The following is a 12,610-nucleotide window of genomic DNA, read 5'->3' as shown; positions in this document are numbered from 1 at the left end:
ATGGCAAGCGGCAAAGAAGAACAAATACAAAAAGCAAAAAAAGCAGTCAACGCGACACCTACTGAAAAGACGAAACCCAAAAGTAATTCCCCTGTTTGTAAAAATAAATATCTAATATTTGTATTAAGCTGCCTTATTGCTTTCGTCGCGCTTGGCCTCGCTGCATATACCTTTTTTCTGAACAAACAATTGCACGATCAATTAAGTGAAGTGCAAAATAATTTTTCCACACACCTACAACAACTAGAACAAAAACAAGATCAAGCTCAAGAGCTGATCAATGCAAAAACAAATAATGCTGAAGAAATACAAAAACAATTACAAACCAAATTTGAAAATTTAAGCAAACAATTACAAAATGCAATGAACCAACAGTTCTATCAAAATCAGGACTGGCTTCTTCTTAAAGCACGTTACTACCTTGAATTAGCGCAAATCAATGCACATTGGAGTAACGGAGCGGACTCCACAATAGCATTGTTAAGACAAGCAGATCAGCTCTTAAAACAATTAAATGGTCCTAAAATTTTGGATATACGGCAGGCAGTCGCTAAAGATATAGCCCAAACCCAGGCCCTACCCTCTGTGGATATTGCTGGATTGCTTAGCCAACTGGATGCAGCACAAAGCAGCATTAATAATTTGGGTGTTCCATTACCGGTAAGTGAAAAGGTAACTTCAACAGAAAATACAACATCGCCAGCAAATAACTCACCCACTTGGCGCACTCGCTTACAAAACAGTATGAATGTACTGGAAAAACTTGTTGTGATCCGACGTCATAAGCAGGAAATTAAACCACTTATATCCCCCGCATTCGAAGCCATACTTAAGGAAAAACTCCGGCTTAATCTTCAAGAAGCACAATGGGCAATTCTAAATAATGAACCTTTTGTTTATCAACTGGTTCTAAAACAGGCAATTGACAGTCTTAAAACGAACTTTAATGCAAATACGCCAAACACGGCCGCTTTAATCAAAAAACTCACTGAGTTGCAACAAACAAATATCACTCAAAAAAGACCCCGTATAGGCTCTGCACTTCCTATGCTCAATGAATTGATTGATACCCAAAAAACTTCAGCAAACCAATCCATAAATAGCGAACAAGGAGGAAATCAATAATGATGCGTCTTCTCTTTGCTTTTTTGATTTTACTCGGTGCTGTAGCTTTAGGAGTTCAACTTAATAAAGATCCAGGCTATGTATTAATTGCAATCAACCATTGGACCATTGAAACAACCGTCTGGGTAGCTGTCTTTGGTATTATTATTTTATTTATTGTTTTGTATTTTCTTCTTCGCTTATGTCAAAAGATTTCGCATACCCCAAGTGCATTAACTCAATGGCATTCGAAACGACTGGCGCAAAAAGCACAAGCAATTACTCGAAAAGGTTTAATTGAATACAGTGAGGGATATTGGTTAAAAGCAAAAAATCATTTGATTCAGGCATTACCTAATACCGATACGCCGCTACTCAATTATTTAACAGCAGCTCGAGCAGCGCAAAAAATGGGGGACAATCAATTACGTGATGACTATTTGCGTGAAGCCCAGCACTCAATGCCAGAAGCTAAAATTGCTGTTGAATTAACGCAAGCAGAGTTGCAACTGGCAAACCATCAATGGGAACAAGCCCTGGCGACCTTAAAACATTTACATGATATAGCACCACGCCATCCTTACGTTTTAAAACTAATCATGCAGCTTTATCAAGAAGTAAAAGACTGGCCGCAACTTATAACTATTTTGCCTGATTTAAAAAAGCATCAGGTTGTGAATCAACAGGAATTTGAGTTATTACAATATAATGCTTATTTACAAAGGCTTATTGACCTGGTAAAGCAAAATCAAGCAGAAGTTGTGGATGCTTTTTTTCATTCAATTCCTAAACCTTTGGCTAATGAGCCCAATATTATCGCAGAATATGTACGTTTCTTATTAAAAAAAGGGGACTATACTACCGCGAGTAATCTGCTGCAACGTGCATTGCGTAAAGATCTTAACCCCCAATTGATTGGACTTTATAGCGCATTACCATCTAATGAAAAGCAATTGGCTTTTGCTGAGGGATTACTCAAAAAAAATACGCATTCAGCAGCACTTTATTTATGTTTAGGGCAAATCTGTATGAAACAACAACTGTGGGGCAAAGCCAAATATTATATTGAAAAATCAAATGAGATCGAACCTAGCTCTTTAGCCTACAAAATTCAAGGACAGTTGCATGAAAAGCTTGGCGAAGAATCACTCGCATGTAAAAGTTATAAGCAAGGATTAGAGTTAATCACCAAAGAAACCTAAATTTATATCGTAAGTGCTGAGCCTAGGGCATCAACTTAAAGAAAAATACTTTGGCACCCAAAAGAAACTGGGTTTTCAGCCTGAGGTACTCTCACCTTTTAAGGCTAAATTTCTCCATCCCCTACGTCCCGCAGCTTGTCCGCGGGATCCACTATGATCTTGAAATAACAAAAATACCTTGCAATTTTGTATATCTCTGGATCCTGCGGACAAGCCGCGGGACGTTGGAGTCTACAGATTAAACAAATTAAAAAAGTAATGATATCTCAAGCTGAAAGCCAGCAATGACCTCTGATACTTATCTATAAGAACTTTGGTTGATGACATGCATCATTACAATCTGTCTTAGTTTTTTCTACTTGAATTGTTACATGTTGAATATTAAATTCATGACGTAATTGTTTAACCCATTCTGCCCTTAATGCATCAGAAAGTTCTTCATCAGGCATGTGTAAATGGACTGACATCGCATTTTCCTGAGTACTAAGTGCCCAAATATGTAAATCATGGAATCCTTTTACACCCGGTTTGTTTAATAGAAAATCGCTCACAGCCGTCCAGGAAATATTGTCTGGCACGCCATCTATAATTAATCTGAAACTCCCTGCAAATAAACTCCAGGTGCCCTTAAGCATAATTAATGCAATCAACAAACCGACTACAGGATCTATCCAAAGCCAACCAGTCCAATACAATAATGCCGCTGACAAAACCACGCCAACTGAAACTAAGGCATCATAAAATAAATGTAAATAAGCTCCTCTAATATTTAAGTCCTCAGAACCATGAGCAAACAATAAAGCAGTGGTTGAATTAATTACAATACCTATACCTGCGACAATCATCACGGATAAAGCCTGGACCTCTGATGGTGAAAATAATTTATAAACAGCATCGGTGGCAATAATTCCACAAGTAAAGACTAACAAAATCCCATTTGCCAACGCGGAGAGAATGGATATTTTTTTTAAACCATAAGTTGCTTTCATCGTAGGTGCGCGTTTCATAAGTACTGTAGCAATCCAGGCTAAAATTAAACCTAAAACATCACCCAAATTGTGAAACGCATCGGCCAACAAACTGGTCGAATTAGATAAGTAGGCAAAAACAATTTGTATGAGTACAAAAAGGCCATTGGCTATTATGGAAATAATAAACGCTTTATTATACGTAGCAGTATGCTGTTGCCCGTGATGATGATGTGAACCACCACCATGTGAGTGCGTACTCATAACGCTCCTTCATCTTTTTGCTCTTCCGAATAATAATTAATGCCGATTTTTATTCGATTACGCTCTTTTTGTTTACGCCAAGCATTTGTATCGCGTAAAGAATACACACATCCACAATATTCTTGTTTATAAAATTTTTCGCGCTTGGCAATTTCATACATGCGTTCTGAACCCCCATTTTTGCGCCAATTATAAGTCCAATACTCCAGATTGGGATATTTGCTCGCAGCTCGAATGCCGCAATCATTAATTTGATTCATATCTTTCCAGCGTGAAATTCCCAAAGAACTGCTGATCACAGGAAAACCATGTTCGTGAGCATATAATGCTGTGCGTTCAAAACGCATATCAAAACACATGGTGCATCGTTTACCACGCTCAGGTTCCCACTCCAAACCCTTAGCCCGAGCAAACCAATTATCTTTGTCATAGTCCGCATCAATAAATGGAATATTGTGTTTTTGTGCAAAATTAATATTTTCATTTTTTCTGATTTCATATTCTTGAACAGGGTGAATGTTCGGATTATAAAAAAAGATAGTGAAATTAATTTCTGAACTGATAAGCGCTTCCATAACCTCACCAGAGCAGGGTGCACAACATGAATGCAATAACAATTTATCTGCACTGTTAGGTAGTTCTAATCGCTCTCTTTGTGTCATTTTGTTACATCCGGCAAATTTATAAAATGGTGACGATAATATACTAATTCTGCAATGGAATCTTTAATATCGTCTAATGCAAGGTGTTTTGATTCTTTAACCACCCCATTTAGCAATTCAGGTCTCCAACGTATGGCCAATTCTTTTAATGTACTCACATCCAAATTTCGGTAATGAAAAAATGCAGCAAGATCTGGCATGTATTTATACAAAAATCGCCTGTCCTGACATATACTGTTACCGCACATTGGCGATTTACCTTTATCCAAATACTGCTTTAGAAATTCAATGGTTAATTGCTCTGCTTGCGCCTCACTGATTTGACTTTGCAAAACTCGATTGACTAAACCAGATTGTCCATGTTGTCTGGTATTCCAGGAATCCATTCCATCCAGCAACACTTTAGGTTGAGAAATAGCAAAGACTGGTCCTTCAGCAATTATATTTAAATGGGGATCAGTTACCACCGTAGCAAGCTCAATGATCCTATCTTTTTCAGGCTCAAGTCCTGTCATTTCCAAATCTATCCAAATTAAATTTTGATTATTTTTCATTTGTCTTCCAGGAGTTTAGTATCAGTTCTACACAAGCCACTCGTCTTTGATGCAAGGCTTGTTTAATTGCATCATCCTTATAACCTTCAGCAATAATCGCTTGGCTATTCACTTTAGCACACTCAGTGAGCAAGTAACTCCATAATTTACTCTGCCGGTACTCAATATCTCGGCCACAGCCTTTTGCGTCAGATTCACAAGCAATTAACATATTATAAAAGAGTTGTGGGCGGCGGAATGCATCACATTGTTCTAAAAGTCTTACAATGGTACTGGCTTGCAACTCAGATAAACGATGAATATTCAAATGAAATCGTGAAACCATAGTTGCGAGAGTACGATAATCATTGGGAATCCGTAAACGAGAACACAAAGCCTCAATAATAGGAACACCTCGTTCTTCATGGCCATGATGGCTTGGCCAATTGTTTGCTGGTGATAAAGCCTTACCTAAATCATGAACTAATGCAGCAAAACGTATCACAGGATCTGCAGTTAAAGTCACTGCAGCGTGTAAAACCAGCAAAGTATGAATTCCAGTATCTACTTCATGATGGTAGCGATAAGGATTAGGGATACCAAACAGTGCATCAAGCTCAGGCAAAATAACACGCAATGCATCACAGGAACGCAAGGTAGCAATAAATTGTTCTGGATTTTTTTCCCCCAGACTTTTTTGCCATTCTTGCCAAACACGTTCGGGCACCAAATGAGCCAATTCACCTCGTTGAACCATGGTATACATCAATGCACGTGTTTCATCAGCTAATTTAAAACCTAAATGATGAAAGCGTGCGGCGAAACGAGCAACACGCAGCACACGTACAGGATCTTCTACAAAAGCTGGAGATACATGACGGAGTAACTTAGCCTCTATATCCTTTTTGCCATTGAAGGGATCAATGAGCTGCCCTTCTTCATCTTGAGCTATTGCATTAATTGTTAAATCACGACGTACTAAATCCTCTTCCAAAGTTACAGTTTTATCAAAATCACAGGAAAAACCATAATATCCAGAAGCTGATTTTCTTTCGGTTCGTGCTAAAGCATATTCCTCACTGGTCTTAGGATGCAAAAAAACTGGAAAATCACGGCCAACTTTTCTGAATCCTTTTGCCAATAATTCATCCGAACTAGAACCAACAACAACCCAGTCGCGCTCTTTTACTGGAAGATTTAATAATTGATCACGAACAGCACCACCCACCAAGTAGACTTTCATTAAATTTAATTTACCTTCATACTGTATTGATTATTTAGCTCTGGCTTTCTCTCTGAGCTAAGGATATTTTTAATAATTATAATATAGATCAGAACCATGAGTAAAAGACGTATTACTAAACAACAATCTGCCCGTATTGAAAAAATTCAACAAAATTATCATGAAAATAAAAAAAGTGATGGTGATCTGGTTGATGGTTTAGTTATTACTCGCTTTAGCAAGCACGTTGTAGTCGAAGACAATCAGGGTAAACAGATTCATTGTTCCATCAGACCTAATCTGGAAACAGTAGTAGCCGGGGATAGGGTAATTTGGCAAGCAGAGGGCGTTAATCAAGGTGTAGTAGTCAGCCTATATCCACGAAGCAGTGTCTTGGCAAAACCAACCAGTTCAGGGCTGATAAAACCTGTTGCTGCTAATATCACACAACTCATAGTCGTCATCGCACCAAAACCAGAAATATCCTGGCCATTGCTTGATAGCTATTTAGTTATGGCGGAAACCCTGCACTTGCAGGCAATAATTTTATTAAATAAAACTGACTTACCCTGTGAATCGCTTAAAGAACAATTACTTCTAGACTATGGAAATCTTAATTATCCCATTCTACTGACTAATAAACACTCTCCTAAGGGCTTAGAGCAACTCAAACATAGATTAAATCATCAAATCAGTGTTTTTGTAGGTCAATCTGGGGTAGGTAAATCTTCGCTTATTTCGAGCATCCTGCCTCACGAACAAAATATCTCAATTAATGAAATTTCTGAAATATCAGAATTAGGTCGGCATACTACGAGCAATTCTCGCTACTACCATTTACCTAGTGGCGGGGCTTTAATTGACTCTCCTGGAGTAAGGGAATTTAGCTTATGGCATATAGATACTGCTGAAATCGTGCGCGGTTACCCTGAGTTTAGACCCTACTTGCCGCAATGCAAATTTCGTAATTGCACCCATAAAGACACCCCGCATTGTGCCATTATTAAAGCAAAAAATGACGGCTTGATTTCAGAAAAACGATACGAAAATTTTATCAAGCTTTGCGCACAATATACTAAATAAAACCTTCTTGCAGCCCAACACTGACCATTTGAGTCCCGGATGTAAAGCAAAAATCTATAATGGCAAGTTAACTGCCTGCTCACCATTATTCCATTTAGAACTTTAAAATCGTTACGTATATTGACCTATATAATCAAGAATGGGTCTGCCGCTATTCTTAGCCTTTTCCTTTTGCGTTACAGTTAAAATAGGTTGGCCTATTTTAAATAAGTAGGTACTTATATTCTCTGCTTTCCTGGGTTCAACAGAGAGATCAGATAATTGAGTTTTATACTCAACAATCATTGATTCAACATCTTTTGCTTTTTCGGGCAATTTAAATAAATCTACCCTTTCTGATTTATTACGGATACGAGAGAAAAAGCATAACGATGAACTTTCAGTACTTTGACTCAATTGAGCTATTTGTGCATTGATATGTTTGGTGCAATTACTGAGAAATTGGGACTTTGCCCTTTCTAAATCACATAATTTAATTAAAATTAATAATCGCTTAGAATGGTATTCACTTAATCCATTGAGAAATTCAGTAAATAAGATATTAACACGAAACTGCTTCATGAGCTCATTTTGGTGTTGAGCGTAAGTTTGAATGATGTCATCTAATAAATGATTAATACGCATTTGAACTGACGGATTTCTTGTATCAAAAAGCTGCAATGCATTAAATAACAACTCGGGCTCAAACCAATGAACACCAAGTTCGTTTAACTTACAATCTTGAACAAGCTCCAACCATTTAATTGTCGGTTGATAACGAGTAAACCATGTATAAAAACTATTATCTCTACGTGCAGGAATAATAATATCCTGGATAATTTCTTCATAAGCGTCTTCCAAAGCTTTAGGCTTATTTGCTGCGATAAGGGGTAGCAAAACCGTAAAAATCCCATATGCCTCTGGAAAAACGTTGGCTTTTTTATCCCATAAACTATGCGTTTGCCGCGTGAAAAAAAACGAAAGTTCAAATTGAGTAGTAAATAGAGAAACAAGCAGCTTGCAGCAATTCACAAAAGCATCTGTTTTAATGAATGGTTTTTCTGCAATTTTTTCGGCCCGATCCTGGTAAACAGGTTGTAATTCCTTACTTGTAGCTTTTAAATCTGAATTAAATGCAAATAGCCATTTACCGAGCGTTTGCATTTCATAATTTATCTCATCATAACTATTCGCAGTATGAAGTGCGATAAATAAATCCAACAGGTATTCTTCATTTTCTTTATACTCAATTTTCGTGCCGTACAAGAAATTTACATCAGCCAAATTATAATCATATAAGCGTCGGAAAAGATTATTAATTTCTTTTTTGAAGTGTGTAAAATCTAAACCCCTCTCTTTTAAAGAATAGTATTGTTCGATTAACTCCAGTAAATGAGGCAAAAATGCTATAGGCATATGGCCCCGATTTCTTAACCTAACAAAGACTTTTTTGCGCATAAGATCCCAAAAGTTTTTGAATGGTTCAGAATTTACGCTTACTTCTCGTGAAGTTTGTTTGCATAATTTGAGACGAGCCAATTCATCTACCGTAACAACACTTAATTTTTTATCTGCTCTGTAGGTCGATAGCTCAAATTGCCAGCTTTCTAAGTGCCTGCAAAAGCTCAATTTTCTATATAAAGTCTTCTCGCCATGGCCTAGATAAAAGTTAAAGAGATTTACGGTTTCATCAAGCGATGAAAAATCATTTAAATCTTTTTCATTTACCAAAGTTGGTATCAGAATTTTTAAATAATTAATCTTCACTAATGGAGCAAGTTCTTTAGCCAAATCGATCCAGTGTTGATTAATAGTCGAGGGATTACGTGTGTAATCATCGTCACGATCCACAATTGCTTCCCAACGGCTTTTATAGCAAGCAAGAAGGTAAAAAAAGTCATCACGGGTTAAATCGTCACCTGCTATTCGTTTAGAAAAACGCTCAAAAAGACATTCATGTAACTTTGCATCACATGAACTGAGATTGCCTTCCCTTTCTAAAGTTTGAATAAAATCCAAAATTCGTTGGACTAACATAAACTACAACCTATCCTTAAATAAGATTAACTTAAACTAAAGTCAAATAAAAATCAATTATTAAACTTTACAAGAAATAACAGTAACTATAGGAAACTAAATTAAAAAGCAGGCAAGAATTTATCTCAATTCACAATGCTCATAGGAAAACGGCCTGAATACTGCGTATCATTTATAGTTTTTATAGCAATATAAAGCTGAAAAAAAAAGCGGCTCTAAAGCCGCTTTCTAAGAATAAAACCCTGGCGATGACCTACTTTCACATGAGGAGACCTCACACTATCATTGGCGCGGGTTCGTTTCACTTCTGAGTTCGAGATGGAATCAGGTGGTTCCAAACCGCTATGGTCGCCAGGAAAACTGGTTTGCATGAACAATGGGCGTATTATACCCGAATCATGCATTAGGTAAATAAAGAGTTCACATATATTTCAGCATTTAGGCTGAGGGTTACCCAACCTAGATGCCCTTGTATTCAATCAGTCACTCTGAAGTAACTCAGATTATATGGTCAAGACAATCAGCCAATTAGTACAAGTTAGCTTCACACATTACTGCGCTTCCACACCTTGCCTATCAACGTCGTAGTCTTCAACGGGCTTCATGGGAAAACTCATCTTGAGGGAGGCTTCCCGCTTAGATGCTTTCAGCGGTTATCCCGTCCGAACTTAGCTACCCGGCAATGCCACTGGCGTGACAACCGGTACACCAGAGGTTCGTCCACTCCGGTCCTCTCGTACTAGGAGCAGCTCCTCTCAATTTTCCTACGCCCACGGCAGATAGGGACCGAACTGTCTCACGACGTTCTAAACCCAGCTCGCGTACCACTTTAAATGGCGAACAGCCATACCCTTGGGACCTGCTTCAGCCCCAGGATGTGATGAGCCGACATCGAGGTGCCAAACACCGCCGTCGATATGAACTCTTGGGCGGTATCAGCCTGTTATCCCCGGAGTACCTTTTATCCGTTGAGCGATGGCCCTTCCATTCAGAACCACCGGATCACTAAGACCAACTTTCGTTCCTGCTCGAGCCGTCGCTCTCGCAGTCAAGCACCCTTATGCCTTTACACTCTTGGTACGATGTCCGACCGTACCGAGGGTACCTTTGTGCTCCTCCGTTACTCTTTGGGAGGAGACCGCCCCAGTCAAACTACCCATCATACACTGTCCTCATCCCGGATTACGGGACTAAGTTAGAACCTCAATAACAACAGGGTGGTATTTCAAGGTCGGCTCCATAAGCACTAGCGTGCCTACTTCTTAGCCTCCCACCTATCCTACACAGTCATCATCAAAGTCCAGTGCAAAACTATAGTAAAGGTTCACGGGGTCTTTCCGTCTAGCCGCGGGTACACTGCATCTTCACAGCGATTTCAATTTCACTGAGTCTCGGGTGGAGACAGTGTGGCCATCGTTACGCCATTCGTGCAGGTCGGAACTTACCCGACAAGGAATTTCGCTACCTTAGGACCGTTATAGTTACGGCCGCCGTTTACCGGGGCTTCGATCAAGAGCTTCTCCGAAGATAACCCCATCAATTAACCTTCCGGCACCGGGCAGGCGTCACACCCTATACGTCTTCTTACGAATTTGCAGAGTGCTGTGTTTTTAATAAACAGTCGCAGCCACCTGGTCTCTGCGGCCCTCTCCAGCTCTACGCGCAGGCGTATCACCAAAAAGGGCGTACCTTCTCCCGAAGTTACGGTACCATTTTGCCTAGTTCCTTCACCCGAGTTCTCTCAAGCGCCTTAGTATTCTCTACCTGTCCACCTGTGTCGGTTTGCGGTACGGTTCTCTATAAGTTATGGCTAGCAGCTTTTCCTGGAAGCCGGGCATCAATGACTTCGCTGTACACCGAAGTGTCAGCACCATGTCGCACCTCAGAGTTAACAATGGTCCGGATTTGCCTAAACCATCCCCCTACATGCACATACCAGGACAACCAACGCCTGGCTCATCTAGCCTTCTTCGTCCCCACTTCACCACTTATAAAAAGTCCAGGAATATTAACCTGGTTCCCATCGACTACGCTCTTCAGCCTCGCCTTAGGGGCCGACTCACCCTGCTCCGATTAACGTCGTGCAGGAAACCTGGGACTTCCGGCGTGAGGGCTTTTCACCCTCATTATCGTTACTCATGTCAGCATTCGCACTTCTGATACCTCCAGCAGACTTCTCAATCCACCTTCTTCAGCCTACAGAACGCTCCCCTACCACGTGTACTTAGTACACATCCGCAGCTTCGGTGACTAGTTTTAGCCCCGTTACATCTTCCGCGCAGGCCGACTCGACCAGTGAGCTATTACGCTTTCTTTAAAGGGTGGCTGCTTCTAAGCCAACCTCCTGGCTGTCTATGCCTTCCCACATCGTTTCCCACTTAACTAGTACTTTGGGACCTTAGCTGGCGGTCTGGGTTGTTTCCCTCTTCACGACGGACGTTAGCACCCGCCGTGTGTCTCCCGTGATTCAATTAGCCGGTATTCGGAGTTTGCATCGGTTTGGTAAGCCATGACAGCCCCCTAGCCGAAACAGTGCTCTACCCCCAACAATCATTCACGAGGCGCTACCTAAATAGCTTTCGGGGAGAACCAGCTATCTCCGGGCTTGATTAGCCTTTCACTCCTAGTCACACGTCATCCGATAATTTTTCAACATTACCCGGTTCGGACCTCCAGTTGGTGTTACCCAACCTTCATCCTGCACATGACTAGATCGCCCGGTTTCGGGTCTACTCACAGCGACTCGCGCCCTATTCAGACTCGATTTCTCTACGGCTTCCTTATTCAGTTAACCTCGCCACTGAAAGTAACTCGCTGACCCATTATACAAAAGGTACGCAGTCACACAGCCTAAGCCATGCTCCCACTGCTTGTACGCAAACGGTTTCAGGTTCTATTTCACTCCCCTCTCCGGGGTTCTTTTCGCCTTTCCCTCACGGTACTGGTTCACTATCGGTCAGTAAGTAGTATTTAGCCTTGGATGATGGTCCACCCATATTCAACCAGGATTTCACGTGTCCCGGCCTACTTGCTCGCGTGCTTAGTTCTTAATGTAATCTGCATATACGGGGCTTTCACCCTCTATGGCCAACCTTCCCAAGTTGTTCTACTTCTTTACACTATAAATCACACCAGGCTCCTCCCCGTTCGCTCGCCGCTACTTGGAGAATCTCTCTTGATTTCTTTTCCTTCGGGTACTTAGATGTTTCAGTTCCCCGAGTTCGCCTCGTTAACCTATGAATTCAGCTAACGATGACCATGACTGCTCATGGCCGGGTTCCCCCATTCGGACATCTCTGGTTAAACGCTCGTTTCCAGCTCACCAGAGCTTTTCGCAGGATTCCACGTCCTTCTTCGCCTCTTACTGCCAAGGCATCCACCGTTTGCGCTTCTCTTCTTGACCATATAATCTCAATTACCTCAAACTATATGTCCATACTGCTTCAATACAAGTACGCTTGTGTTACCTCTTCATTTACCCTAATTTTTAATGAACCTCTGGTTACTCCAGATGAAAATACCCTCAAAACAAAAGCACTTTAATCTGGATAAGCCT

At 40.5% G+C, this 12,610-nt stretch carries 8 protein-coding genes and 2 rRNA genes; 3 read left to right on the top strand and 7 right to left on the bottom strand.

Going from position 1 to position 12,610, the window contains the following annotated elements; all coding sequences use genetic code 11:
- Both A8O27_RS02230 and A8O27_RS02225 read left to right on the top strand, forming a co-directional pair.
- Entirely contained in the window at positions 1–1,125 is a 1,125-nt protein-coding gene (locus A8O27_RS02230; protein ID WP_058457965.1) for a uroporphyrinogen-III C-methyltransferase, read from the top strand.
- Positions 1,125–2,306: a heme biosynthesis HemY N-terminal domain-containing protein gene (locus A8O27_RS02225; protein WP_058457964.1), complete on the top strand. Its 1,182-nt coding sequence runs from the start codon at positions 1,125–1,127 to the stop codon at positions 2,304–2,306. Before A8O27_RS02230 ends, A8O27_RS02225 begins: the two co-directional genes overlap by 1 nt.
- Positions 2,307–2,608: 302 nt before the next feature.
- Here A8O27_RS02225 and A8O27_RS02220 read toward each other — a convergent pair whose 3' ends face one another.
- Genes A8O27_RS02220 through A8O27_RS02205 form a run of 4 tightly spaced genes read right to left on the bottom strand, consistent with a single transcriptional unit; the run spans position 2,609 to position 5,976 of the window.
- Positions 2,609–3,538: a cation diffusion facilitator family transporter gene (locus A8O27_RS02220; RefSeq protein ID WP_058457963.1), complete on the bottom strand. Its 930-nt coding sequence runs from the start codon at positions 3,536–3,538 to the stop codon at positions 2,609–2,611.
- Positions 3,535–4,200: an epoxyqueuosine reductase QueH gene (locus tag A8O27_RS02215; RefSeq protein ID WP_058457962.1), complete on the bottom strand. Its 666-nt coding sequence runs from the start codon at positions 4,198–4,200 to the stop codon at positions 3,535–3,537. The genes A8O27_RS02220 and A8O27_RS02215 overlap by 4 nt, the downstream gene beginning before the upstream one ends.
- Positions 4,197–4,754 carry an oligoribonuclease gene (gene orn, locus A8O27_RS02210; RefSeq protein WP_058457961.1) on the bottom strand — a complete coding sequence of 186 codons (558 nt, stop codon included), beginning with the start codon at positions 4,752–4,754 and terminating at the stop codon, positions 4,197–4,199. The genes A8O27_RS02215 and orn overlap by 4 nt, the downstream gene beginning before the upstream one ends.
- On the bottom strand, positions 4,744–5,976 hold the full coding sequence (locus A8O27_RS02205; protein WP_058457960.1) for a multifunctional CCA addition/repair protein: 1,233 nt from the start codon (positions 5,974–5,976) through the stop codon (positions 4,744–4,746). The genes orn and A8O27_RS02205 overlap by 11 nt, the downstream gene beginning before the upstream one ends.
- A 96-nt stretch (positions 5,977–6,072) precedes the next feature.
- Between A8O27_RS02205 and rsgA the strand changes: the two genes are divergently transcribed.
- Positions 6,073–7,038, top strand: coding sequence for a small ribosomal subunit biogenesis GTPase RsgA (gene rsgA, locus A8O27_RS02200; RefSeq protein WP_058457959.1), 966 nt, complete (start codon positions 6,073–6,075; stop codon positions 7,036–7,038).
- A gap of 111 nt (positions 7,039–7,149) precedes the next feature.
- On the opposite strand, the gene A8O27_RS02195 is transcribed toward rsgA, so the two are convergent.
- The 3 genes from A8O27_RS02195 to A8O27_RS02185 all read right to left on the bottom strand — a co-directional run bounded on the left by A8O27_RS02195 (position 7,150) and on the right by A8O27_RS02185 (position 12,457).
- Positions 7,150–9,054 carry a hypothetical protein gene (locus A8O27_RS02195; protein ID WP_058457958.1) on the bottom strand — a complete coding sequence of 635 codons (1,905 nt, stop codon included), beginning with the start codon at positions 9,052–9,054 and terminating at the stop codon, positions 7,150–7,152.
- Positions 9,055–9,294: 240 nt separating this feature from the next.
- Positions 9,295–9,410: ribosomal RNA gene (gene rrf / locus A8O27_RS02190) — 5S ribosomal RNA — on the bottom strand.
- Positions 9,411–9,561: 151 nt separating this feature from the next.
- Positions 9,562–12,457: ribosomal RNA gene (locus tag A8O27_RS02185) — 23S ribosomal RNA — on the bottom strand.
- Positions 12,458–12,610: the final 153 nt, after the last annotated feature.

This window comes from Legionella bozemanae (assembly GCF_001648595.1).
Lineage (GTDB): Bacteria > Pseudomonadota > Gammaproteobacteria > Legionellales > Legionellaceae > Legionella > Legionella bozemanae.
Note: the sequence above shows the minus strand (reverse complement) of the source record. Positions and strands in the feature narration are given on the sequence as shown.